This is a genomic window from Labrys sp. WJW (genome assembly GCF_001676615.1).
In the GTDB taxonomy this organism is placed as follows: domain Bacteria; phylum Pseudomonadota; class Alphaproteobacteria; order Rhizobiales; family Labraceae; genus Labrys; species Labrys sedimenti.
The window spans coordinates 77,658-100,897 of the sequence record NZ_LYXZ01000041.1 but is presented as its reverse complement, the minus strand read 5'-3'; the positions used below and the strand labels follow the sequence as shown (position 1 = coordinate 100,897).

The 23,240-nt window shown below is 64.6% G+C and carries 21 protein-coding genes and 1 pseudogene; 2 read left to right on the top strand and 20 right to left on the bottom strand.

Annotated elements, in window-relative coordinates; all coding sequences use genetic code 11:
* Nucleotides 1-107 precede the first annotated feature (107 nt).
* A complete protein-coding gene (locus BA190_RS24870) occupies nucleotides 108-494 on the bottom strand; it encodes a helix-turn-helix domain-containing protein (protein ID WP_068294003.1) in 387 nt (128 codons plus the stop codon).
* A 97-nt stretch (nucleotides 495-591) separates the two neighbouring features.
* On the opposite strand from BA190_RS24870, the gene BA190_RS24865 reads away from it, so the two are divergent.
* On the top strand, nucleotides 592-1,569 hold the full coding sequence (locus tag BA190_RS24865; protein ID WP_068294000.1) for a zinc-binding dehydrogenase: 978 nt from the start codon (nucleotides 592-594) through the stop codon (nucleotides 1,567-1,569).
* Nucleotides 1,570-1,578: 9 nt separating this feature from the next.
* Here the strand turns inward: BA190_RS24865 and BA190_RS24860 are convergent, their stop codons facing one another.
* The 13 genes and pseudogenes from BA190_RS24860 to BA190_RS36115 form a co-directional block, all read right to left on the bottom strand.
* On the bottom strand, nucleotides 1,579-2,373 hold the full coding sequence (locus BA190_RS24860) for an ABC transporter ATP-binding protein (RefSeq protein ID WP_068293995.1): 795 nt from the start codon (nucleotides 2,371-2,373) through the stop codon (nucleotides 1,579-1,581).
* Between the two features lie 10 nt (nucleotides 2,374-2,383).
* Nucleotides 2,384-3,325 (bottom strand): ABC transporter permease, encoded by a 942-nt coding sequence (locus tag BA190_RS24855; RefSeq protein WP_068293990.1) that lies wholly within the window; start codon nucleotides 3,323-3,325, stop codon nucleotides 2,384-2,386.
* 182 nt (nucleotides 3,326-3,507) lie between these two features.
* Nucleotides 3,508-4,488: an ABC transporter substrate-binding protein gene (locus BA190_RS24850; RefSeq protein WP_068293987.1), complete on the bottom strand. Its 981-nt coding sequence runs from the start codon at nucleotides 4,486-4,488 to the stop codon at nucleotides 3,508-3,510.
* 96 nt (nucleotides 4,489-4,584) lie between these two features.
* A complete protein-coding gene (locus tag BA190_RS24845) occupies nucleotides 4,585-5,550 on the bottom strand; it encodes an ABC transporter substrate-binding protein (RefSeq protein WP_068293986.1) in 966 nt (321 codons plus the stop codon).
* A gap of 218 nt (nucleotides 5,551-5,768) precedes the next feature.
* Nucleotides 5,769-5,879 (bottom strand): annotated as a pseudogene (locus tag BA190_RS36945) (phytanoyl-CoA dioxygenase); the annotation flags it as partial.
* A 139-nt stretch (nucleotides 5,880-6,018) separates the two neighbouring features.
* Entirely contained in the window at nucleotides 6,019-7,716 is a 1,698-nt protein-coding gene (gene rpsA, locus BA190_RS24840; protein ID WP_082980020.1) for a 30S ribosomal protein S1, read from the bottom strand.
* A gap of 314 nt (nucleotides 7,717-8,030) precedes the next feature.
* Nucleotides 8,031-8,396 carry a cupin domain-containing protein gene (locus tag BA190_RS24835; protein ID WP_068294087.1) on the bottom strand — a complete coding sequence of 122 codons (366 nt, stop codon included), beginning with the start codon at nucleotides 8,394-8,396 and terminating at the stop codon, nucleotides 8,031-8,033.
* Between the two features lie 32 nt (nucleotides 8,397-8,428).
* Entirely contained in the window at nucleotides 8,429-8,683 is a 255-nt protein-coding gene (locus BA190_RS24830) for a formate dehydrogenase subunit delta (RefSeq protein WP_068293978.1), read from the bottom strand.
* A complete protein-coding gene (gene fdhD, locus BA190_RS24825; RefSeq protein WP_068293976.1) occupies nucleotides 8,673-9,503 on the bottom strand; it encodes a formate dehydrogenase accessory sulfurtransferase FdhD in 831 nt (276 codons plus the stop codon). The genes BA190_RS24830 and fdhD overlap by 11 nt, the downstream gene beginning before the upstream one ends.
* 186 nt (nucleotides 9,504-9,689) lie before the next feature.
* Nucleotides 9,690-12,521, bottom strand: coding sequence for a formate dehydrogenase subunit alpha (gene fdhF, locus BA190_RS24820; protein ID WP_068293973.1), 2,832 nt, complete (start codon nucleotides 12,519-12,521; stop codon nucleotides 9,690-9,692).
* 18 nt (nucleotides 12,522-12,539) lie between these two features.
* Entirely contained in the window at nucleotides 12,540-14,093 is a 1,554-nt protein-coding gene (locus BA190_RS24815; protein ID WP_068293971.1) for an NADH-quinone oxidoreductase subunit NuoF, read from the bottom strand.
* Nucleotides 14,090-14,563 carry a formate dehydrogenase subunit gamma gene (locus tag BA190_RS24810; RefSeq protein WP_068293967.1) on the bottom strand — a complete coding sequence of 158 codons (474 nt, stop codon included), beginning with the start codon at nucleotides 14,561-14,563 and terminating at the stop codon, nucleotides 14,090-14,092. The genes BA190_RS24815 and BA190_RS24810 overlap by 4 nt, the downstream gene beginning before the upstream one ends.
* Nucleotides 14,564-14,746: 183 nt before the next feature.
* Entirely contained in the window at nucleotides 14,747-15,211 is a 465-nt protein-coding gene (locus BA190_RS36115; protein WP_068293965.1) for a hypothetical protein, read from the bottom strand.
* A gap of 514 nt (nucleotides 15,212-15,725) precedes the next feature.
* Between BA190_RS36115 and BA190_RS24800 the strand changes: the two genes are divergently transcribed.
* A complete protein-coding gene (locus tag BA190_RS24800) occupies nucleotides 15,726-16,766 on the top strand; it encodes a carbohydrate kinase family protein (protein WP_068293961.1) in 1,041 nt (346 codons plus the stop codon).
* Between the two features lie 3 nt (nucleotides 16,767-16,769).
* Here the strand turns inward: BA190_RS24800 and BA190_RS24795 are convergent, their stop codons facing one another.
* The 6 genes from BA190_RS24795 to BA190_RS24770 all read right to left on the bottom strand — a co-directional run bounded on the left by BA190_RS24795 (nucleotide 16,770) and on the right by BA190_RS24770 (nucleotide 23,230).
* Nucleotides 16,770-17,303, bottom strand: a complete 534-nt coding sequence (locus BA190_RS24795; protein WP_068293959.1) for a DUF2569 domain-containing protein — start codon at nucleotides 17,301-17,303, stop codon at nucleotides 16,770-16,772.
* 178 nt (nucleotides 17,304-17,481) lie between these two features.
* Nucleotides 17,482-18,666, bottom strand: a complete 1,185-nt coding sequence (locus BA190_RS24790; protein WP_068293958.1) for an ABC transporter ATP-binding protein — start codon at nucleotides 18,664-18,666, stop codon at nucleotides 17,482-17,484.
* Nucleotides 18,666-19,712, bottom strand: a complete 1,047-nt coding sequence (locus BA190_RS24785; RefSeq protein ID WP_068293955.1) for a Gfo/Idh/MocA family protein — start codon at nucleotides 19,710-19,712, stop codon at nucleotides 18,666-18,668. Before BA190_RS24785 ends, BA190_RS24790 begins: the two co-directional genes overlap by 1 nt.
* 6 nt (nucleotides 19,713-19,718) lie before the next feature.
* A complete protein-coding gene (locus BA190_RS24780) occupies nucleotides 19,719-20,552 on the bottom strand; it encodes a carbohydrate ABC transporter permease (RefSeq protein ID WP_068293945.1) in 834 nt (277 codons plus the stop codon).
* A gap of 13 nt (nucleotides 20,553-20,565) precedes the next feature.
* A complete protein-coding gene (locus tag BA190_RS24775; protein WP_068293941.1) occupies nucleotides 20,566-21,483 on the bottom strand; it encodes a carbohydrate ABC transporter permease in 918 nt (305 codons plus the stop codon).
* A gap of 310 nt (nucleotides 21,484-21,793) precedes the next feature.
* Nucleotides 21,794-23,230: an extracellular solute-binding protein gene (locus BA190_RS24770; RefSeq protein ID WP_068293940.1), complete on the bottom strand. Its 1,437-nt coding sequence runs from the start codon at nucleotides 23,228-23,230 to the stop codon at nucleotides 21,794-21,796.
* Between the last annotated feature and the right edge of the window lie 10 nt (nucleotides 23,231-23,240).

The window sequence follows — 23,240 nt, the reverse complement described above, 5'->3', positions numbered from 1 at the left end:
CTCTACCTAAAGCGTTTTGTGATTTCTCGGAATCACCTCGAATCGCAAAGACGCGTCGAACCAAAGAGTTAGAGCAAACAAGTGTTCACACCTGAACGCGCTTTGCTCTAAGTCACCCCCATCTGCCGCACCGGCCGGATGATGCAATCCCGCGTCTGGTCGAGCTCGTCCAGCTCGGCGGCATGCCGCTGCCCCCAGTCGCATAGAGCCAGGAGGACCGGCTCGAGGCTCTGGCCGAGCGGCGTCGCCGAATAGTCGACGCGGGGTGGGACCTGCCGGAAGATCTCGCGGTGGACGAGGCCATGCTCCTCCATTTCGCGCAATTGCTGGATCAACACCTTCTGGCTGATCTCGGGCACCAGCCGCTTCAGTTCGGAAAGGCGTTTGGGGCCGTCGAGCAGGTAATAGAGGATCACGGCCTTCCAGCGGCCCGAAATCACCTTGAGGGCCCGCTCGACGGGCAGCATGGGCAGGCGCTTGGTCAGCTCCGTCATGGTTACCTTGAGGTCTGTATGGCACAAAAGAGTGTGTAGAGACGAAACGGAGAATATCACACAACCGGGTCATTCGAGACCAGCACCCGGTGATCCCATGCACGCCATTCCCCTGAACCGCTTCGGCGCTCCCGATGTCCTCCAGCCCGTCGAGCTGCCCATCCCCGTTCCCGGCGCCGCCGAAGCGCTGATCCGCATGCAGGCGGCGGGCGTGAACTATTTCGAGGTGCTGATGCGCCAGGATCGCTATGCCGTGACGCCCGACCTGCCGATGGTGATGGGTGTCGAGGTCACGGGTATCGTCGAGGCCCTCGGCCCGGGTGTCGCGGGGCCGGCACCCGGTACGCGCGTGGCGGCGCCGCTCTTCGCCATGGGCAGGGCAGGCGGCTATGCCGGCTATGTCATTGCCGAAGCCGCCGCGCTGGTACCGCTCCCGGACGGACTGTCCTTCGAGGCGGGGGCTGCCCTGATGGTGCAGGGGCTGACGGCCCTTCATCTCCTTCGCCGCAACCCGCCGGCGGGAAAATCGCTTCTGGTCAACGCCGCTGCAGGCGGGGTGGGATCGCTGTTGGTCCAGCTCGCCCGCAATGCCGGGGTGCGCCAGGTGATCGCCGCTGCCGGTTCGCCGGAGAAGCTCGATTTCACGCGTTCCCTGGGCGCGGACGCGGCTGTCGACTATCGCGGCGCGGATTGGGTCGACCAGGTGCTGGCCGCGACGGCAGGCAAGGGCGTCGACATCGTCTATGACCTCGTCGGCGGGCCTCAGGCCACTGCCTGTCTGGGTGCGCTCGCTCCGGCCGGGGAACTCGTCTGCGCGGCCATGGGACGGTTCGAACTCGGCAAGCCCGAGGTCGAAGGTCTGCTGGGGCGCAACCAATCGCTGAAGGGCTTCGCCCTCCTGCCTTTGCTGGCGCCCGACACGCTGCGTGCCGATCTCGGCGATCTCTTCGCCCAGGCCGCGACGGGTTCGCTCAAGGTCGTGATCGGTGGCCGCTTCCCGCTGGCCCGGGCGGCTGAGGCGCACGAGAGCCTGCAGTCGCGCCGGAGCATGGGCAAGGTCGTCCTGGTCCCCTGACGGTGAGCCTCAGCCCAGCAGCAGGCTGTCGTCGTCGAGCTGTTCGCCGCGCACCTTGCTGAACAGCTTGAGGAGATCGGGAACATCAAGGCCCTTGCGATGCTCGGCGTCGAGATCGAAGGCGACCTGGCCTTCATGCAGCATCACCGTGCGGGTGCCGTAGTCGAGGGCATGTCGCATCGAATGGGTCACCATCAGCGCGGTAAGCTGCTGCTCCTCGACGATCTTGCGGGTCAGCTCGAGCACGAAGTCGGCAGTGCGCGGATCGAGTGCCGCCGTGTGCTCGTCGAGCAGCAGGATCTTCATGCCGGTCAGCGTCGCCATCAAAAGGCTGACGGCCTGGCGCTGGCCGCCGGAGAGCAGGCCCATGGAATCGCCGAGGCGGTTTTCGAGGCCGAGGCCGAGGATCGACAGCTTGTCGCGGAACAACGCTCGCCGCGTCCCGTTGAGCGAGGTGCCGAGGCCGCGCGAGCGCCCGCGCGCGAAGGCGAGTGCCATGTTTTCCTCGATCGACAGCCTCTCGCAGGTGCCGGCCATCGGATCCTGGAACACGCGAGCGATCAGCCCGGCGCGGCGGGCCGTGGGCCAGCGCTGCACGTCGACACCCTCGATGACGATGCGGCCGCGCTCGGCCTGGGCGTCGCCGCTCAACACGTTGAGCAGTGTGGACTTCCCGGCGCCGTTGGAGCCGATCACCGTGACGAACTGGCCGGTCGGGATGGTCAGCGAAAGCCCGCGCAAGGCCCGGTTTTCCAGCGGCGTACCGCGGCCGAAGGTGACGTGGATGTCCTTGATCTCGATCATCGCCGCCTCCTTACTTGGATACTGACTTGGGCGCGGACGCGAAGATCGCGCGCAGGCGGGGGAACTGGCTCGGCAGGATCAGCGCCAGGCCGACCAGAACCGAGGTCACCAGGTTCTGGTCGCTGGAATTGAGCCCGATCGAGCGCGACCATTCGGAATTGAGCGCCAGCGCGATGGCGAGGCGATAGAGGATGGCGCCGACGATGCAGGCGACCAGCAGCCAGGCGATCGAGCGGGTGCGGAACAAGGTCTCGCCGAGGATGACCGCTGCGAGGCCGCCGACGATGGTGCCGGTGCCGAGCGTGATGTCGGCAAAGCCGCTGGTCTGGGCGAACAGGGCGCCGGCAAGGGCGACGAGGGCGTTCGAGATCGCCATGCCGACATAATTGTGCAACTGGGTGGAGACGCCCTGCGCCCGCGCCATGCGCGGATTGGCGCCGGTCGCCCGCATGGCGAGGCCGAATTCGGAATTGAGGAACCAGCTGAGCAGGGCCCAGACGACCAGCACGATGACGCCGAGCATCCAGACCTTCAGCTGATAGGAAGGCGGCGCCCAGCCGAGGATCGCCGTCAGATGGTCGCGCGTCCAGGTCACCAGCGTCTCCTGGTTGAGCAGGGGGACGTTGGGCTTGCCCATGATGCGCAGATTGATCGAGTAGAGCGCCGTCATGGTCAGGATGCTGGCCAGCAATTGCAGGATGCGGAAGCGGATATTGAGCCAGGCCGTCATCGCCCCGGCGAGGGCGCCGGCCACGATGGCGAGCGCCGTGGCCGAGAAGGGATCGAGGCCGGCCACGATGGCGGCGGCGGCCGTGGCGGCGCCGAGCGGATAGGAACCGTCAACCGTCAAGTCGGGAAAATCGAGCACCCGGAACGACAAAAACACGCCCAGCGCGATCAGCGCATAGATCAGGCCGATTTCAATCGAACCGATAAAAGCGAAAAGGCTCATGCATCAATCCCAACACAATAGCGGGTCACGGGTGAATTGCGACGGCCCTGGTGCTCGACCGATCGGGCGTCATTGCGAGCGTAGCGAAGCAATCCAGGGCCGGAATGCGTTGTACGCGGATGTGTGGATTGCTTCGCTACGCTCGCAATGACGCATGAGTCAATCACTACCGCCCGCGCATCCTACTTTGCGACGTCCTTGGCACGCGCCAATACGGCTTGCGGCAGGGGCGCTCCCATCTTCTCGGCCGCCTTGGAGTTGACGACCAGGCTGACGCCCTTGGAGTTCTCGACCGGAATGTCGCCGGGCTTCTCGCCCTTGAGAATGCGGGCCGCGACATGGCCGGCCTGACGGCCGATCTCGAACTGGTCGAGGCCGAGAGCGGCGACCGCGCCACGCCCGACGCTGTCGGGATCGCTGGCGAATACCGGCAGGCGGCTGTCGAAGCCGACCTGCAGCACCGATTCCAGGGCCGACACCACCAGATTGTCGTTGGGAATGTAGATCGCATCGGCCTTGCCCACCAGGCTCTGGGCGGCGGCGCCGACATCGGAGGATTTAGTGGCGGGCGAGGGCAGGATCTCGAAGCCGCGTTCGCCTGCCAGCTTGCGCAGCGCCTCGATCACCGACAGGCTGTTGACCTCGCCGGAATTGTAGACGACGCCCACGACCTTGGCCTTGGGCAGGACTTCCTTGATCAGGTCAAGCTGCCCGGCCGCCGGCGGAAAGTCGCTGACGCCAGTGATGTTGCCGCCTGGCTTGTCGAGGGTCTTGATCAATTGCGCGCCGAGCGGATCGGTGACGGCGGCGAAGACGACGGGGATATCCTTGGTCGCCGCGGCGACGGCCTGGGAAGAGGGCGTGGTGATCGGCACGATTACCGCCGGGGCCTCGCCGACGAACTTCTGGGCGATTTGGGCTGCTGTCGCCGGGTTGCCCTGGGCGGATTCGTAGAGGACGGTGATGGCCTCGCCCTCCGCATAGCCCTTGTCCTTGAGGCCAGCCTTCACGCCCTCGCGGATGGCGTTGAGCGAGGGATGCTCGACGATGGCGGTGATGGCGACCACGGGCTTGTCCGCGGCAGCGGCCATCGGAATCAGGCTGCCTTGGGCCAGGCTGGCTAGGAGAACGGCGGCAAGGCCGAAGGAGCGGAGGGGGATCATGGCGCGGCGTGCTCGGAATGGGTTGATCTTATGAGGGCGGCCGCGCGTTGCGCGGCCGCCTGTCCGGTTATGATGATCCGGATTGCTTGACGACGGTCACTTTACGACGGTCTTGGCCTTGGCGACCAGATCTGCCGGCAATGTCACGCCCATCGGGCCGGCGGTCTTCTGGTTAAGGAAGAGATCGGTGGCCGAGGGGAAGGCGACGGGAATGGCGCTGGGCTTCTCGCCCTTGAGGATACGGACCACCATCTCGCCTGCCAACACGCCGGACTTGAAATAGTCGACGCCGATGGAAGCCACCGCGCCGCGCTCGACGCCGTTGGTGTCACCGGAGAAGACGGGGATCTTGTTCTCGGTGCCGACCGTGATCACCGCTTCGAGGGCCGAGACCACCAGATTGTCGGTGGGCACGAAGATGGCGTCGGCCTTGCCGATCAGGCTCTGCGCCGCGGCGCCGACATCGGCCGACTTGGTGGCCGGTGCCTCGATCGTCTCGAAACCGAGGGCGGCGGTTGCCTTCTTCATATTCTCGAGCTGAACGACCGAATTGGCCTCGCCCGGATTGTAGATGAAGCCGATCTTCTTGGCGTTGGGGGCAACCACCTGGATCAGCTTGAGCTGATCAGGCATCGGGGTTGCGTCGGTTACGCCGGTGACGTTGCCTTCAGGCTTGGCAGGATCCTTGACGAGCTGGGCGGCGACAGGATCGGTCACGGCGGTGAACACGATCGGAATATCCTTGGTCGCGGCCAAGGCGGCCTGGGCCGAAGGCGTGGCGATGCCGACGATCACGTCCGCTTTCTCGCCGACATATTTCTGGGCGATCTGCGCGGCGGTGGCGGGGCTGCCCTGCGCCGTCTCGAACTGGAAGGTGAGGGTATCGCCGTCCTTGTAGCCGGCATCCTCCAGCGCCTTCTTGACACCGTCGCGGGCGGCATTGAGAGCCGGATGCTCGACGATCGAGGTGACGGCCACGGTCTTCTTGTCGGCAGCAAAGGCGACGCTGCCGAGGAGGGCGAGTGCCACGCCGGCTACGAGTGTCAAACGATTGATACGCATGTGGTTGTTTCCCCCTTGCTCGCGAATTTCCCGCCGGGTGGCGGCCATTCGGAGCTTGTAAGGCACAACCGATCAACCAAACGCTGCGGCAATGCAAGATGCTCATGCGCCGGAAAGGGGAAAAATTCACCAGACGAGCAAGAGCGCCCGTTTAGGCGCCCTTTTTGGAAAGATTATTAAGCTGGAACGGTCCAACGCGAAATCTTGCCTGTGTATCGTCAGCGCCAGATTTGCAAGCCGAGCAGCTTTTCGCCGAGCGGCGTAAGCTTGGCCGTGCTTGCATTGTGCTTTTCCCATCCGCGCGGATCCCCGGGAAAGGCGTCGCGCTTTTTCCGGCAGGTGAAGGGGCTGGTGCCACGGGTGTTCCAGGGAGGGCGGAGCCACTCTTGCCAGAGGTCGTAACTCCGAAACAAAAAACCCGCGCCGGTTGCCCGGCGCGGGTTCCTGAAGCCTTGGCTTCGAAGTGTCTTACTTCTTCTCGGTGCGGGCGCGCAGCGCTGCGCCGAGAATGTCGCCGAGCGAGGCGCCGGCGTCCGAAGAACCGTAAGCGGCGATCGCTTCCTTTTCCTCGGCCATTTCGAGGGCCTTGATCGAGACCTGGACCTTGCGGGCCTTGCGGTCGAACTGGATGACGCGGGCGTCAACCTTTTCGCCGGCAGCGAAGCGCTCAGGGCGCTGATCGGCGCGATCGCGGGCCAGATCGCCACGGCGGATGAAGGCCGTGAGGTCGGTGCCGGTGATCTTGACGTCGATGCCACCTTCCTTGACGTCGGTGACTTCGCAGGTGACGACCTGGTTCTTCTTCAGTTCGCCGGCATCGACGAAGGGGTCACCCGCGAGCTGCTTGATGCCCAGCGAGATGCGCTCCTTCTCGACGTCCACGTCGAGCACCACGGCCTTGACCATGTCGCCCTTGCGGAAATCGTCGATGACCTGCTCGCCCGGACGGTTCCAGTCGAGGTCGGAGAGATGGACCATGCCGTCCACATCGCCGTCGAGGCCAATGAACAGGCCGAACTCGGTCTTGTTCTTGACTTCGCCTTCCACGACGCTGCCGTTCGGGTGCTTGTCGGCAAAATCTTCCCAGGGGTTGGAAAGGGTCTGCTTGAGGCCGAGCGAGATGCGGCGCTTGATCGGGTCGACCTCGAGGATCTGCACTTCCACTTCCTGCGAGGTGGAGACGATCTTGCCGGGGTGGACGTTCTTCTTGGTCCACGACATTTCGGAGACGTGGATCAGGCCTTCGATGCCCGGCTCCAGTTCCACGAACGCGCCGTAGTCCGTGATGTTGGTCACGCGGCCGGTGAACTTGGCCTGCAGCGGGTACTTGGCGTCGATGCCCAGCCACGGATCGGCCTGGAGCTGCTTCATGCCCAGCGAGATGCGGTGCGTCTCGTGGTTGATCTTGATGATCTTGACCTTGACCTGCTGGCCGATGGTCAGAAGCTCCGTCGGATGGTTCACGCGGCGCCATGCGATGTCGGTGACATGCAGGAGGCCGTCGATGCCGCCGAGATCAACGAACGCACCGTAATCGGTGATGTTCTTGACCACGCCGTCGACCACCTGGCCCTCTTCGAGGTTCTGGACGATCTCGTGACGCTGCTCGGCGCGGCTCTCTTCGAGGACCGTGCGGCGGGAGACGACGATGTTGCCGCGGCGACGATCCATCTTGAGGATCTGGAAGGGCTGCGGAACGTTCATCAGCGGGGTGACGTCGCGGATCGGACGGATGTCGACCTGGCTGCGCGGCAGGAAGGCCACGGCGCCGTCGAGATCGACGGTGAAGCCACCCTTGACCTGGTTGAAGATGACGCCGTCGACCTTTTCATTGGCCTCGAACGACTTCTCCAGCTTGATCCAGCTCTCTTCGCGGCGGGCCTTGTCACGCGAGATGACGGCTTCGCCCAGAGCGTTTTCGATGCGCTCGAGATAGACCTCGACCTCGTCGCCGACCTTGAGCGCGCTGTCGCGGCCCGGGCCGTTGAATTCCTTCAGAGCTACGCGGCCTTCGGTCTTGAGGCCGACATCGATGACCGCAAGGTCCTTCTCGATGGCGACGACAATACCCTTGACGACCGAACCTTCGGCCATGTCACCGGTGCCGAATGCTTCGTCGAGCATCGCGGCGAAATCTTCACGCAGCACGTTTTCCTGTACGGACATATGTTTTCCTGGCGCCGGCGGTTGGTGTTGATCATCGTTTCCGGACTGCGGCAGGGCTGCTGGAGCAGCCACAGGCGGAGTGCTTTTGAGAAAAAACACACCCGGCCGGCGCAAGGCCCGCAAGGCGGAAACGTCTTTCTGGTCTATTTTTCGAACGCCCGTCACATCTGCGATGGCGGCTGAGCGTCAGATGGGCGGTTCCATATCAAGATGGAAGGGGCGGAGCAAGGCGAAACGCGATTTTTCGCCGCTTTCCAGCCAGGAATCCTGCAAAAAACGCCGATGGGCGCCACCAGCCGGCCGGCGAGCGCCGATTATTCCGGCATCGCCTGCTGCAGCACGCTAGGCGCGCCGGTGCGATAGTCCTCGCGCAGGGGATGGAAGACGTCCATCGTACGGCAATCCGTCAGGGCCCGGCCGGAATGCGGGGCGTTCGGCGGCACCACCGCGACCATGCCAGGTTTCAGCACCGTGGTCAGGCCGTCCACGGTGACTTCCAGTTCGCCTTCGAACTGATGCACCACTTGTTCATGCGGATGGGAATGCAGCGGCAGCGTGGCACCCGCATCGATCTGCCAGAGCACGAAGGTCATCGAGCCCGAATGCATGAAGCGACCGTGGAAGCCCGGAATCACCGTGCGAGGCTCGATCTTGTCCCAGTCGAAGAGGGTGTCGGGCATGGAAATCCCCTGGATGCCTGCGATCCCGGCGTTCACGCCTTTTCGCGCAGGCTTTCCAGAGCTTTTCTGACCAAGGGGTCGATGCCCTCGCCGCCGGCATCCAGATGTTCGAAGATCTGGTTGCGCATGCGCGGCTCCCAGAACTTGCGGATGTGCTCGGCGATGCCGGATACCCGCACCTCTTCGCGCTGGGATGCGAAGAACAGGCCGATCTGGTTGGCCATCCTCACCAGCTTGGCGGACGGGTCATGCGCGTGGCCCTCATGCGCGGATTCATCATGCGACATGGGCGAGTTTCTCCGGAACGATGCGGTGGGGATGGGTGAAGATCTCGAAGCCGTCGGAGCGGGCGATGCCGACCAGCGTGATGCCGGCTTCCTCGGCGGTGCGGATGGCGAGAGCCGTGGGGGCGGAAACCGCCACGACGATGGATGCACCCATCATCGCCGATTTCTGCACCATTTCCACCGAGATCCGGCTGGTGAGAATGACGATGCCTGGAAGGCCCTGCGATGCGGGGGCGATGGAACGCCGGGCCAGCGCGCCAGCGAGCTTGTCGAGCGCATTGTGCCGGCCGACATCCTCACGCAGAGCGACGAGGCCATCGGCCTTGGTCCAGAAAGCCGCTGCGTGCACGGCGCGGGTCTGCCGGTTCAGGATTTGGGCGGGTGTGAGCGAGGCGAGGGCGGTTTCGATATCGGCCGGCGACATCTTGAGATCGCCGCCGACCGGCTGCGGCTTGCGTACCGCCTCGGTCAGGCTGTCGATGCCGCACAGGCCGCAGCCCGTGGGGCCGGCCAGCATGCGGCGGCGGGCGGCGAGCGCGGCGCCGCGATCGCCCTTCAGCCACATGCGCAATTCGACGCCTTCCGCGTAATCGACACGCTCGAACTCGGCGACGTCGTCGAGCGTGGTGATGATGCCCTCGGTGAGGGAAAAGCCGTAGGCGAAATCCTCGAGATCGACGGGGCTGCCCATCATCACGGCATGGGAACCGCCATCATAGACCAGGGAGATGGCCGTCTCCTCGGGAACGCTGCGCTCGCCCGGCGTGAACAAGCCCTCACGCCAGGCAAGGCGGGAGATGGTGCGGACGGGATCGGTCATGGCGCCGCTCTCCTTCTCCCCTTGCGGGTGTCGTCAACTCTCTTGAGTTGACTAGAGGTGGTCGAAGGCCGGATGAGGGGTCGGAACGCCCCATCCGCTTTTTGCATGCTCACCCAATCCAGATAGGTCACGAGACCCCTCATCCCCCTGCCGGGACCTTCTCCCGCAAGGGGAGAAGGATACTGGTTACTCCGCCGCGATGCGACGTGAGTTCTTCGCCATTGCCTCATATTCCTCCTGCCACTGTGACGGGCCATTGGAAGGCATGACCTGAACCGCCGTCACCTTGTATTCGGGGCAGTTGGTCGCCCAGTCCGAGAAGTCGGTGGTGATGACGTTGGCCTGGGTCGAGGGATGGTGGAAGGTGGTGTAGACCACGCCCGGCGCCACGCGATCGGTGATGGTGGCCCGCAGTGAGGTCGAACCCGAGCGGCTTTCCAGGCGCACCCAGTCATGCTCGCGGATGCCACGCTGCTCGGCGTCGTGCGGATGGATCTCCAGGCGATCCTCCTCGTGCCACATCGAGTTCTCGGTACGCCGGGTCTGCGCGCCGACATTGTACTGCGACAGGATGCGGCCGGTGGTGAGCAGCAGCGGGAAGCGCGCCCCGGTGCGTTCGTCGGTCGGGATGTATTCGGTGACCATGAAGCGGCCCTTGCCGCGCACGAAATGGTCGATATGCATGATCGGCGTGCCCTCGGGCGCCTTGTCGTTGCAGGGCCACTGCACCGAGCCGTCGCGCTCCAGCTTCTCGTAGGAGACGCCGGCGAAGGAGGGCGTGAGCCGCGCGATCTCGTCCATGATCTGCGAGGGATGCTCGTAGGGCATGGGGAATTCCATGGCTTCGGCGATCAGCAGCGTGATTTCCCAGTCGGCATAGCCGGCCTTGGGGGCCATCACCTTGCGTACGCGCTGGATGCGGCGCTCGGCATTGGTGAAGGTACCGTCCTTCTCCAGGAAGGAGGAGCCGGGCAGGAAGACATGGGCGTAGTTGGCGGTCTCGTTCAGGAAGAGATCCTGCACGACGACGCATTCCATCGCGGCCAGGCCAGCCGTGACATGCTTGGTGTCCGGATCGGACTGCACGATGTCCTCGCCCTGCACGTAGAGGCCGAGGAACGAACCCTCGACGGCGGCGTCGAGCATGTTGGGAATGCGCAGGCCCGGCTCCTTGTCGAGGTGGACGCCCCAGAATTCCTCGAACATGTGGCGCACTTCATCGCCGGCGATGTGGCGATAGCCCGGCAGTTCGTGCGGGAACGAGCCCATGTCGCAGGAACCCTGCACGTTGTTCTGGCCGCGCAGCGGGTTCACGCCGACGCCGCGGCGGCCGATATTGCCGGTGGCCATGGCGAGGTTGGCGATCGCCATCACCGTGGTCGAGCCCTGGCTGTGCTCGGTGACACCGAGGCCGTAATAGATGGCGCCATTGCCGCCGGTGGCGTAGAGGCGGGCAGCCCCGCGCACCAGCTCGGCCGGCACGCCGGTATATTGTTCCACCGCTTCCGGCGAGTGCCTGGGATCGGCGACGAAGGCGGCCCAGTTCTGGAACTCGTCCCAGTCGCAGCGCTCCCGCACATAATCCTCGGCGACCAGGCCCTCGGTGACGATGACATGGGCCAGGGCCGTCACAACGGCGACATTGGTGCCCGGCAGCAGGGGCAGATGGTAGTCGGCTTCGACATGCGGCGTGCGCACGATGTCGGTCTTGCGCGGATCGATGACGATCAGGCGGGCGCCCTCGCGCAGGCGCTTCTTCATGCGCGAGCCGAAGACCGGATGGCCGTCCGTCGGATTGGCGCCGATGACGACGATGACATCGCTATCCTCGACCGAGTCGAAGTCCTGTGTGCCGGCGGAGGTGCCGAAGGTCTGGCCGAGGCCATAGCCCGTCGGCGAATGGCAGACGCGGGCGCAGGTGTCGACATTGTTGTTGCCGAAGCCGCCGCGGATCAGTTTCTGGACCAGATAGGTCTCTTCATTGGTGCAGCGCGAAGAGGTGATGCCGCCGATCGAGGCCTTGCCATGCTTGGCCTGGATGCGCTTGAATTCGGAAGCGGTGTAGGCGATCGCCTCTTCCCAACTCACTTCCTTCCAGGGATCGGTGATCTTGGAGCGGATCATCGGCTTGAGGATGCGCTCCTTGTGGGTGGCATAGCCCCAGGCGAAGCGGCCCTTGACGCAGCTATGGCCGCGATTGGCCTTGCCGTCCTTGTAGGGCACCATGCGCACGACTTCCTCGCCGCGCATTTCGGCCTTGAAGGCGCAGCCGACGCCGCAATAGGCACAGGTCGTCACCACCGAATGCTCGGGCTGGCCGATCTCGATCACCTTGTTCTCGGTGAGCGTGGCCGTCGGGCAGGCCTGCACGCAGGCGCCGCAGGAGACACATTCGGAATCGAAGAAGGCTTCGTCCATGCCCGGCGACACCCGGCTTTCGAAGCCGCGGCCGGAAATGGTCAGCGCGAAGGTGCCCTGGACTTCCTCGCAGGCCCGTACGCAGCGCGAGCAGACGATGCATTTGGAGGTGTCGAAGGTGAAGTAGGGGTTGGAAGTATCCTTGTCGAGGCCGAGATGGTTGTCGCCCTCATAGCCGTAGCGTACTTCGCGCAGGCCCACCGCGCCCGCCATGTCCTGCAATTCGCAATCGCCATTGGCGGCGCAGGTCAGGCAGTCGAGCGGGTGGTCGGAGATGTAGAGCTCCATCACGCCCTTGCGGATCTCGGCCAGGCGAGAGGTCTGCGTCTTCACCTTGATGCCCGGCGCCACCGGCGTGGTGCAGGAGGCCGGCGTACCGTTGCGGCCTTCGATCTCGACCAGACACATGCGGCAGGAGCCCCAGGCGTCCATCATGTCGGTGGCACAGAGCTTGGGGATCTGCGTCCCCATCTCCATGGCGGCGCGCATGATCGAGGTGCCCTCGGGCACGGTGATTTCCTGGCCGTCGATGGTCAGCGTGACCATCTTCTCCGACTTGGAGAGCGGCGTGCCGTAGTCGATTTCGTGGACGAGGGACATTGACTGTCTCCTTGGCGATTATTCGGCGGCGATGCGCTGGGGCGTGCCGTGGAAATCTTCGGGGAAATGGCGGATGGCCGAGAGGACCGGATAGGGCGTGAAACCGCCGAGGGCGCAGAGCGAGCCGAACTTCATGGTCTGGCAGAGGTCCTCGACGACGGCGATGTTGCGGGTCACATCCTTGCCGGCGATGATCTTCTCGATGGTTTCCTTGCCCCGGACAGCGCCGATGCGGCAGGGCGTGCACTTGCCGCAGCTCTCGATGGCGCAGAATTCCATGGCGAAACGGGCCTGGCGGCGCATGTCCACGGTATCGTCGAACACCACGATGCCGCCATGGCCGATCAGGCCGTCCTTGGCTGCGAAGGCCTCGTAGTCGAAGGGCGTGTCGAAGAGTTCGCGCGGGAAATAGGCGCCCAGGGGGCCGCCGACCTGCACGGCGCGCACCGGCCGGCCGGTGAAGCAACCGCCGCCGATATCGTCGACGAGTTCGCCCAGCGTGATGCCGAAGGCGGTTTCGAACAGGCCGCCATAATTGAGATTGCCGGCAAGCTGGATCGGCATGGTGCCGCGCGAGCGGCCCATGCCGAAATCGCGGTAATGCTCGGCGCCTTCGGCCAGGATGACCGGCACGGTGGCAAGCGAGAGCACGTTGTTGATCACGGTCGGCTTGCCGAACAGGCCCTTATGGGCCGGCAGCGGCGGCTTGGCGCGTACGGTGCCGCGCTTGCCTTCCAGGCTTTCGAGCAAGGATGTTTCCTCGCCGCAGACATAGGCGCCGGCGCCGGTGCGGGTTTCCATGTCGAAATCATGGGCCGAGCCGAGAATGCCCTTGCCGAGCACGTTGGCGCGGCGGGCCTTGTCGATGGCCGCGTTCATCGCCGCGATGGCGTGGGGATATTCGGAGCGGATATAGACATAGCCCTTGGTCGCACCGGTGGCGACGCCCGCGATGGCCATGCCCTCGATCAGGCAGAAGGGGTCGCCTTCCATCAGCATGCGGTCGGCGAAGGTGCCGCTGTCGCCCTCGTCGGCATTGCAGACGATATATTTCTGCACACCCGCGGTATCGGCGACCGTCTTCCACTTGATGCCGGTCGGAAAGCCCGCGCCGCCGCGGCCGCGCAAGCCGGATTTGGTGACCTCGTCCACGATGGCTGATGGCCCGATGGCAATTGCCTTTTCCAGGCCCTTGAGGCCGCCATGGGCCTTGTAGTCGTCGAGATCGCGCGGATCGACGATGCCGACGCGCGCGAAGGTCAGGCGGGTCTGGCGCTTGAGGAAAGGCAGCTCCTCGGGTTTGCCGACACGCAATTTATGGGTCCCGTCGCCGGCGAAGGCGGCGATCAGGCTGTCGGCGTCCTCCGGCTCGGCCGGGCCGTAGCCGATGCGGCCTTCGGGGGTGACCAGCTCCACCAGCGGATCGAGCCAGGCCATGCCCCGCGAGCCGTTGCGGATGATCTCGAGGTCGAGCTTGCGGGCGATTGCGGCGACCTTGAGGGCCGCGGCGAGTTCGTCGGCGCCACAGGCAACGGCGGCGGCATCGCGTGGAACATAGATGCGCATGGTCATCGCACCACCTCTTCCAGGGCCTTGTCGAGACGCTTGGCATCGAGCCTGGCTACCAGGCGGCCGTCGATCATCGCGGCAGGAGAGATGGAGCACAGGCCCAGGCAATAGACCGGCTCGAGTGTAACGCGTCCATCCGGCGTTGTCTCGCCGAACTCGACACCGAGCTTCTCGACGAGGTGATCGGCCAGGGCCTCGCAGCCGGCGGACTGGCAGGCCTCGGCACGGCAGAGCTTGATGATATGCTCGCCGGCGGGTTCCCTGCGGAAATCATGGTAGAACGTCACCACGCCGTGCACCTCGGCGCGGGAGAGATTGAGCGCTTCGGCCACCATGGGGACGGCCGGCTCGGGGACATAGCCGAAGGTTTCCACAAAGGAGTGGAGGATCGGCAGCAGCGGGCCTTCCAACGTCTGGCCTGCCGCGATGAGTTCAGCCGCGCGTGCGGTATTCCAATCTTCGTGGGCTGGCATGCCACTCTCTTTCGACTAGTTCCAGAGAGGAACAATGTGCCCTCGTTCCAACGCGATCAAGCATCAATTTTCGTCGAACGATAGAGATCTTCTATTAAGCTCCGTAAGTCACGAGAGGCACTGGAAGACGGTTCGATCCGGGATCGTTCCGCAGCGGCGGACGATCCCGGATCTCCAAGAAGGTCAATATTGGTAGCAGACGCGCTGACGACGGATGCGCCAGCCATAATCGGTGTAGACCCGCACCCGCCGCCAGCGGCAGGCCGGTGCATAATCGTAATAGCCGTCGTCATAATAGCCGCCGCCATAACCGCCATAGAGGCCGGGCGTCATCAGCAGGGGAGCGAGCGCCAGACCGGCACCCCAACCCCAGCCATCGTCACGCCAGCGCCGGCCGTAGCCGCCGCCATACCAGCGGCGATGGCCCCAGCCGCCGCCCCAACGACGGCCACCCCAGCCGCCACCGCCCCAACGCCGTCCGCCCCAACCGCCGCCGCCCCAGTGACGGCCACCGCCGCCCCAATTGCCGCCGCCATGGTGGGGAAAGAAATAGCCGTTGCTGCGCGCTTCGGCGGGCGCGGTCGCCGTCATGGATGCCGCGCTCAGGGTAAGGGCCGCCAACGCGGCCACCAGCAATTTACGAAACATGGAACACTCCTCGGAGAGGGAGTTCCGGCCTTTGTCGTAGCCAGGCCGGCAGGGCCTCTCCACCTGGAAATTACCTTAAGTTAACCATTAAGCCAGAACAGATGAACTCTTGCTATCATCGCCGTTCATGTGGCGTTCATCTTGGCGGATATGCCCGCGTAAGATCTTGAGATCATAGCACAAAACGGCGTGTTTGTCATCGCGGGACAAAGGGCGGTAGGCGGAATGATTCCAGGCCCAGCCTCGGGCAACAGCTTCTGCGTGCAGTGGAGAAGGTGACGGTTGCCTGCAGGGCTTCAGTCGCCGCAAGTATTCGCGTTCCGATACTACCCAAGGTAGAGGCGTGCCGACCATCGCCCGGTTGCGGAGGCGATCAAGCATGGCTCGGCAGCGACAATCGCGCCATTGCAAAAGGCGGCAATTGATTGTTTCTTTTCGCTACAAATAAACTCCAGGCCGTCAGTGAGTCGCGTGAGCGTCCTGTCGCCGGCCTGACATTCGACGGGTAGAGGAAATGCAGGGTGAGCGTCCAGCCTCGGTGCGTTCCGGGATCGTCACGGCGGGAACCTGGTGCGTCGACGGCAACAAGCTTGTGGAATATTGGCCGGGCGAGGATGGCCTCGTCGAGATCCTGCACGAGGAATCGCGCGGCGGCGGTTCGGGCTGCAACCTCGCCATCGATATCAAGCGCCTGGATCCGGACATCTGGGTGGAGACGCAGGGGCTGATCGGCGAGGACGAGGATGGCCGCCTGCTCCATGCCGAAGCCGACCGCTATGGCATCGATCGCCGCCGTCTGGTGATGACGCCGGAAGCCCGCACCTTGCACACGGATGCCTATACTTCCCAGCGTAGCGGCCGCCGCACCCATATCTTCAATCCGGGTGTGGCCTCGCTGATGACGCCGGACCATTTCGATTTCGCCGACACGAAAGGGCGCATCCTCCATCTCGGCCTGCCCGGCGTGCACAAGAAGATGGACGCGCCCTGGAACGGTGACGCCAATGGCTGGCTGACCGTGCTGCGCATGGCGAGGCAGGCCGGCCTCATCACCAATCTGGAACTGGCCACCGCTTCGCCGGCGCGACTGCGCGAACTGGTTCGCCCGTTGCTGCCCCATCTCGATCTCCTCGTCGTCAACGATGCCGAGATGGGGGCGATCGGCGAGGAGGAGACGGTGCGGGACGATCGCACGGTGGTCGAGGCCTGCATCAAGGCGGCGCGCAAGGTCCTGGATGCCGGCAACTGCCAGGTGGTGGCGGCGCATTTTCCTGCCGGCGCCATCGCCGTGACCCGGGACGGCGATATCGTTACCCAGCCCTCCATCCGCGTGCCAAAGCAGGTCATTGCCGGTGCCAATGGGGCAGGCGACGCCTTTGCCGCCGGTTTTCTCTACGGCTTCCATGAGGGATGGGAGCTCCGGCGCTGCCTGGCGCTCGCCCACGCCGCCGCAGCGGCGTCGTTGCGGTCCGTGACGACCTGCGATGCTGTCGCTCCCTGGCGCGAATGCCTGGCCCTTGCCGACGAATGGGGCTGGAACGACGGGATCGGCTAAGGTTCAGAAAATTTCACCGATCTTGCGGTCGACGGCGGCCTCCTGCGTGCGGAAGGTATTGGCGACGCGGCGAGAGCGCTGGAAATAGGGAATCCAGATCGCCGAAGCGATCAGTGCCCGGACGAGATCCTTGATATGGGTTGGATCGCTCGGCGTATTGGTCAGGTTCGAGGCATAGGAATCCCCACCCAGCTCCGCCAACGAGATCACGACCAGCCCGATGTAGAAGATCGTCATCAGGCGGGGCACGCTGGGGGAATGGGTGAAGATCCGGTAGAGGCACAGGGTGGCGAGCCCACTCAGGGCCAGGCCCCCAAGAAGCGATGCCGCCACCGGCAGTCTCAAGGCCGCTGTCGTCTGGTTCTCGCCGGCGATGATGGCCTTCATCCCCTCCCATTCGGTGACGACGCCATAGAGGTTGATCATGGTGAACACCAAGGTTCCGATCAGCCCGATGATCGGCAGGATCATCCAGCCGCCGATGCCCCGTGGCCCATCCTGTACCTGCGCCGTCATGGTGTCGCTTGAATTGGCCATGTCGTTCCCCCACTGCCGCCGGGGATCATCATCGAACGGCCTCGTTCATTTGTGCAACACCGCACGGAACGCGTCCTTGCGATCTTGGCACGCAGGCTCGACTGCAGGCATTGCCTTGCTGGAATTCCTAGCGGCAACCGAGCCGGTGCCATTTCTCGACGGTGGGCGAGCCGGGCCGCTACCGCAGGGCCAGGCCGGTGTCGGGGGCGAAGAAGCGGGCCTGTGTCATGTCGACCCCGATCTCGATATGCTCGCCGCGTTCGGGCAGCCTGGCCGGCTCGACGCGCGCGGTGATGCGGTTGGCCGCGCCGGCGCCTGCCTCCGATCCGGTGGCGAGGCGGCCGGTCCCGGCCACTGCCGAAGCGGCGGGCAGGTCGAAGAAGACATAGGCGTCAGCACCGGTCATCTCGGTGAGCAGCACCTCGCAGGGCAGGCCCTCGCTGGCGGCAACCGGCAGGCGGAAGCTTTCGGGCCGCAGGCCCAGGATGACGTCGTGCCCCTTGAAGGCGGCGAGGCCGGCATTGGCCTGGAGCAATCCGGCCGGCAAGGGCAGGCGTAGCGCGGTGCCGGCAATGGCGGCAAAGGCGGTGCCGGCCTCTTCGCCGAGACGCACGCTCAGGAAATTCATGGCCGGCGAGCCGATGAAGCCGGCGACGAACAGATTGACCGGGTTCTCATAGAGTTCGCGTGGCGGGGCGCATTGCTGGAGATTGCTCTCGCCCTCCTTCGTCACCGGGCGCAGCACCGCGACGCGGTCGCCCATGGTCATCGCCTCGACCTGGTCATGCGTGACATAGAGCGTGGTGACGCCGAGCTGGGCGTTGAGCAGCTTCAATTCGGCCCGCATCTGCACGCGCAGCTTGGCGTCGAGATTGGAGAGCGGCTCGTCCATCAGGAAGCATTGCGGGTCGCGCACGATGGCCCGGCCCATGGCGACGCGCTGGCGCTGGCCGCCGGACAGGGCGCCGGGCTTGCGCTTGAGCAGATGGGTGAGGTCGAGGATGCGGGCGGCCTTCTCCACCTTCTCCTTGATCACCGCCGGCGGCACTTTGCGCTGGCCGAGGCCGAAGGCCATGTTCTCGTAGACGTCCATATGCGGGTAGAGCGCATAGTTCTGGAACACCATGGCGACGTCCCGGTCGCCGGGATCGGCATTGGTGACGTCGCGGCCGCCGATCAGCACCTGGCCTTGCGACAGGTCCTCCAGGCCGGCGGCGCTGCGCAGCAAGGTCGACTTGCCGCATCCCGAGGGACCGACCAGCACCAGGAACTCGCCATCCCTGATGTCGAGATCGACATTGGCGAGCGCCAGCGTGCCGTCCGCGAAGCGTTTGCCGACGGATTTGAAGGACAATGTCGCCATCAGACCCCTCCCTTTGCCAGCGTCACGGCATTGCCGCTGGCGGCGGCCTGTTCGATGGCCGCAAGCACGCGCGTGACCTTGAGGCCATCGATGGCATCGGCCAACACCGGCGAGCCGGTGGTGACGGCGTCGACGAAGCGGGCGATGGCCTCCATCACGAAGCCGCCGATGCGCCCGCCGGCGGCCGGCGTCACGCCGAGCAGGTCGGCGGTCTTGAGGCCGGCACCGGCATATTTGCGGAAGGCGCCGTTCTGGGCGGTGTCGAGCTGCAGCGAGCCCTTCTCGCCGACGATTTCGGCCCTGAAGTCGAAGACCAGAGGCAGGTCACGCGGCAGCACCCAGCTGTTTTCCAGCGTGGCGACGGCGCCATTGTCGAATTCGAGCAGCGAGATATGGACATCGGCGGTGTCGACGCCCTGGGCGGCGAGATGGCCGCGGCGCGCCATCGCCTGCACCTTGACGACATCGGCATCCAGCATGAAGCAAAGCGCATCGACTGCATGGCTGCCGAGGAACCACAAAGCGGAGGAGCGGCTGGCCCAGGACAGGAGCTCGAAGGGTACGAAGACCGTGTTGGAGAGGCGGGCCGAGGCATGCAGCGGCTTGCCGATCTCGCCCTGGGCGATGGTCTCCCTGGCGGTGTGGACGGCCGGGTTGACGCGGTTGTGGAAGTCCACCATCACCTTGACCCCGCTTTTGGCGGCAGCCTCTGCAATCGTCTCGGCTTCGGCGAGCGTGGTCGCCAGCGGCTTTTCGCTCATGACATGCTTGCCGGCCTCGATGGCCGCCAGCACGATTTCGGCATGGGCGAAATCGGGCGTGGCCACCGTCACCGCCTCGACGTCGGGATCGGCGATGAGGGCGCGGAAATCCTGATAGACCTTCTTCGCCCCGAACTGGCGCTGCATCTCGGCGCCGCGTTCCGGGTTGAGATCGCATACCGCGGCAAGCTCGGCGCCAGGAATGGCGTTCAGCGTCTTGCAGTGGAAGGAACCCCACAAGCCGGCGCCGACGACACCGAAACGGGCGGATTTCTGGGTAGACATCAACAATTATCCTTTGACAGAACCGAAGGTGAGGCCGCGCACGACATAGCGGTCGAGCGCGAGGAAAATGATCATCGGCGGCAGCATGGCGGCGAGGGCGGCGGCGCCGATGAAGCCCCAGGTCACGCCGGCCGTGCCGAAATATTGCAGCGTGCCGACCGGCAGGGTCGCCGTGGCCCGGTTGGCCAGCACGAGGGGGAAGGCGGCGTTGTTCCAGGCGAAGACAAAGGCGAACATCGAGGTGACGATGATGCCGGGCCGCACCAAAGGCAGCACGATCTTGAGCACGATCGCCGGCGTCTTGGCGCCGTCGACGCGCGCGGCCTCCTCGATCTCCACCGGCACCTCGTCGATGAAGCTCTTCATCAGCCAGATCGAGAAGGGGATGGTCAGCGTCTGCATGATCAGGATCATGGAGAAATAGCTGCCCTTCAGGCCGACCGAGCTTGCCAGGATCGAATAGGGGATCAGGAAGGCCACGGGCGGCGCCATTAGCAAGCCGAGATACCAGAGCATGATGTTCTTGCGGCCGCGGATGCGGAAGCGCGACAGCGCATAGGCCGCCGGCAGGGAGAAGGGCAGGTTCAGGAGCACCGCGCCGATGGCGACGATCAGGCTGTTGACGAGTTGGGGCAGGTTGTTGCCCGGATTGCCGAAAGTGTAGTGCAGCGAGGTCCAGTCCGGCTTGAAGGCCAGCACCGGCGGCATGGTGAAGAAGGTGTCGGAGGGGCGGATCGCCAGCAGGGCGAACCACAGGATCGGGCCGATGAAGAAGGCGAGCAGCAGCAGCGTCAGCGCATAGCTTATCGCGGTGCCGGCCAGTTTCTTTCCCTTGGGCATGGTCGGCTCCTCCTCAGTCCAGGTCTTTGAAGGCAAAGAAGACGAACAGGCCGATGATGGCGTTGACGATGACGACCATCATCCAGGTCATGGCGCTCGAGAGCCCGATATTGAAATCGACGAGGCCCTGCTGGTAGAGGCTGTAGCCGAGCGTGCGGGTGGAGGATCCCGGCCCGCCCTTGGTGAGCACCAGTACCAGGTCGAAGGTGTTGAACAGCTGCATGAAGCGCAGCATCACCACGATCAGCGCCGTTTTGCGGATCAGCGGCAGCTTGATGCGCACCAGCATCGCCCAGGGCGAGGTCTTGTCGAGGCGGGCGGCCTCGATGATGTCGGGGGGCACCGAAAGCAGGCCGGCATAGAGCACGATGGCGAAGAACGGGGTCCATTGCCAGATATCGGCGAACAGGATGGCCCAGAGCGCGGTGCTGCCGGAGCCGAGCAGGCCCTGCGGCGGCAGCGGGATGCCGGCCGAGGACAGCATCCAGGGGATCAAGCCGCCATTGGGGTCGTACATGTAGCGGAAGAGGAAGCCGACCACGATCGGGGCGATGGTGGTGGGCATGATCAGCAAGGCACGGGCGAGATTGAGCCCGGGCAGCTTCTTCACCAGGAGCAGCGCGATGGCCAGGCCCAGGCAGAACTCGATGGCGGTGCCCACCAAAGTGAGCAGCAGCGTGTTCCACAGGGCGCCCAGGAAGAAGGAGTTCGAGAACGCCATCTCGTAATTGCCGCCGCCGATATAACCCATCGGCACCGGGCTCATCTGCAGGTTCCAGAAATAGAAGCTGTTCTTGAGCGCAAAGAGCAGCGGGAAGGCGATCAGGGCCAGCAGCAGGACGATCGAGGGGCTGATCAAGAGATAGGGCAGAAAGGCCGGCACCCGGCGCTTCGGCCGGGCCGGGATGGCTGAAATATCGGTCGCAGTCATCGCATTTCCCTCGATCCGATTGTCTCTAGGAAGACAGACAAGGCGCGACCTGATCCCTCCCCGGTTTCGGGGAGGGTGGACCGGCGAAGCCGGGCCGGGTGGGGGAAGGTGGCGCAACCTGTTTCGAGCAGGCTGTCGGAGTCGAGCCACTCTCCCCCTTCCGTCATTTCTTCGAAATGCCACCTTCGCCGCAGCCGGGGAAGGATCAGGTCGCGATCCATTCGGTCCGCGCGAGCACGGACTGCTCGCTGTCGGACCCACAAAACGGCACGGCCCGCGCGGTGGGAGACCCGGCGGGCCGTGCCCACTCTCACGCGAGCGAGGCGATCAGGGCCTTGGTCGCGTCGAGCGTGTCGTCATAGGTGGGCTGCTTGTAGGGGATGAGGAAGTTGCCGGTCAGGATGTTGGAGAAGAAGGATTCGGTGTCCTTCAGCGCGGCATCCGGCGCGGTGTCGCCCGACAGCACCTTGTTGAGGTTGAGGCCGTAAATGCCCTCCAGAGTGGTGTAGACCGGGCAGGGTGGCCGCACGATCTTGCCGTTGCCGCGCTTGAGGTCGGCGATCTGGGCGGGCAGATAGGGATAGATCTTCAGGAGCTCGGCATCTTCGTAGAGCGAGGGGCGGGCAAAGTCCGAGAACTGGTGGCCATATTTGGTGTAGAGCGCCATGGCCTTCTGCGTCTTGGCCGAGGTCGCCCATTTGATGAACTTCCAGGCCCCGTCCTTGTTGGCGGTGTTGGAGGGGATGCCGAGGCTGTGGCCGCCGATCGAGACCACCTGGTCCTTGCCGGGCGAGCGGGGCAGGCGGGTGATGCCGAGCTTGTCGGCTACCACCGAATCCTTGCCGGACATGTAGCCGTCCTTGCGACAGAGATAGGAATAGGGCGTCCACCAGTAGAACATGCCGACATCGCCCTTGGCGAAGCGCATGCCGGCATCGAACCAGTTGTAGCCGATCGCCTCGGGCGGGGAGTTCTTGTAGAGCTCGAGGAAGAGCTTGAGCGCCTCGACATTCTCCGGCGTGTTGATGGTTGGGGTGAAATCCCACTGGCCGGTGGGGAATTGCTTGAACCAGCGCACGCCGGAACTGGCGGCAAGCTGGGTATACATGTGCACGATGGGGGCCGGCTGCTGGCCGGCGAGCACGGTGCCCGCCATCTTCTTGCCGTCGAATTCCTTGCCGTTGAGCTTCTTGACGATGTCGAGATAGTCGCTCCAGCTCCAGGAGCCGTCCTCGGGGATCTTCACGCCGGCGGCGTCGACGAAGTCCTTGCGGTAGAGCACGCACTGGCCATAGGTCGCGACCGGCAGCGTGCCGACCTGCCCGCGCCAGGTGTTCATGGAGTAGAGGACCTCGGGCACGAAGTCCTTGATGTCTGTGTCCTTGTCCGCCTTGATGAAGTCGTTGAGCGGCAGGATCCAGCGGCTCTCCAGATATTGGCCGAGCCACATCTGGTCCACGGAGATGACGTCGGCATCCGGCTGGTTGGAGATGAAGGACGAGGTGAGGCGGGCCTGCAGGGCTTCCAGCGAGATGCTCTCGATCTGCAGCTCGATGCCGGTCTCCTGCTTGAACTGGTCGGCGAGGCCCTGGATGGCATAGTAGAAGGGATCGCCCGCCAGCAGCACCCGCAAGGTCTTGCCCTGCGCGGAGGCACGTCCGGAATTCAGGCCCAGGGCCGCGGCTCCCGCAAAGGCGGCCGTGCTGCGAAGCAAGGCGCGGCGCGAGATCTCGGGTATCGTAACCATGCTCGTTCTC

Coding starts and splice junctions, on each gene's coding strand:
- BA190_RS24870 (WP_068294003.1), bottom strand. CDS start 494: ATGACGGAGCTGACCAAGCGCCTGCCCATGCTGCCCGTCGAGCGGGCC.
- BA190_RS24865 (WP_068294000.1), top strand. CDS start 592: ATGCACGCCATTCCCCTGAACCGCTTCGGCGCTCCCGATGTCCTCCAG.
- BA190_RS24860 (WP_068293995.1), bottom strand. CDS start 2,373: ATGATCGAGATCAAGGACATCCACGTCACCTTCGGCCGCGGTACGCCG.
- BA190_RS24855 (WP_068293990.1), bottom strand. CDS start 3,325: ATGAGCCTTTTCGCTTTTATCGGTTCGATTGAAATCGGCCTGATCTAT.
- BA190_RS24850 (WP_068293987.1), bottom strand. CDS start 4,488: ATGATCCCCCTCCGCTCCTTCGGCCTTGCCGCCGTTCTCCTAGCCAGC.
- BA190_RS24845 (WP_068293986.1), bottom strand. CDS start 5,550: ATGCGTATCAATCGTTTGACACTCGTAGCCGGCGTGGCACTCGCCCTC.
- rpsA (WP_082980020.1), bottom strand. CDS start 7,716: ATGTCCGTACAGGAAAACGTGCTGCGTGAAGATTTCGCCGCGATGCTC.
- BA190_RS24835 (WP_068294087.1), bottom strand. CDS start 8,396: ATGCCCGACACCCTCTTCGACTGGGACAAGATCGAGCCTCGCACGGTG.
- BA190_RS24830 (WP_068293978.1), bottom strand. CDS start 8,683: ATGTCGCATGATGAATCCGCGCATGAGGGCCACGCGCATGACCCGTCC.
- fdhD (WP_068293976.1), bottom strand. CDS start 9,503: ATGACCGATCCCGTCCGCACCATCTCCCGCCTTGCCTGGCGTGAGGGC.
- fdhF (WP_068293973.1), bottom strand. CDS start 12,521: ATGTCCCTCGTCCACGAAATCGACTACGGCACGCCGCTCTCCAAGTCG.
- BA190_RS24815 (WP_068293971.1), bottom strand. CDS start 14,093: ATGACCATGCGCATCTATGTTCCACGCGATGCCGCCGCCGTTGCCTGT.
- BA190_RS24810 (WP_068293967.1), bottom strand. CDS start 14,563: ATGCCAGCCCACGAAGATTGGAATACCGCACGCGCGGCTGAACTCATC.
- BA190_RS36115 (WP_068293965.1), bottom strand. CDS start 15,211: ATGTTTCGTAAATTGCTGGTGGCCGCGTTGGCGGCCCTTACCCTGAGC.
- BA190_RS24800 (WP_068293961.1), top strand. CDS start 15,726: ATGCAGGGTGAGCGTCCAGCCTCGGTGCGTTCCGGGATCGTCACGGCG.
- BA190_RS24795 (WP_068293959.1), bottom strand. CDS start 17,303: ATGGCCAATTCAAGCGACACCATGACGGCGCAGGTACAGGATGGGCCA.
- BA190_RS24790 (WP_068293958.1), bottom strand. CDS start 18,666: ATGGCGACATTGTCCTTCAAATCCGTCGGCAAACGCTTCGCGGACGGC.
- BA190_RS24785 (WP_068293955.1), bottom strand. CDS start 19,712: ATGTCTACCCAGAAATCCGCCCGTTTCGGTGTCGTCGGCGCCGGCTTG.
- BA190_RS24780 (WP_068293945.1), bottom strand. CDS start 20,552: ATGCCCAAGGGAAAGAAACTGGCCGGCACCGCGATAAGCTATGCGCTG.
- BA190_RS24775 (WP_068293941.1), bottom strand. CDS start 21,483: ATGACTGCGACCGATATTTCAGCCATCCCGGCCCGGCCGAAGCGCCGG.
- BA190_RS24770 (WP_068293940.1), bottom strand. CDS start 23,230: ATGGTTACGATACCCGAGATCTCGCGCCGCGCCTTGCTTCGCAGCACG.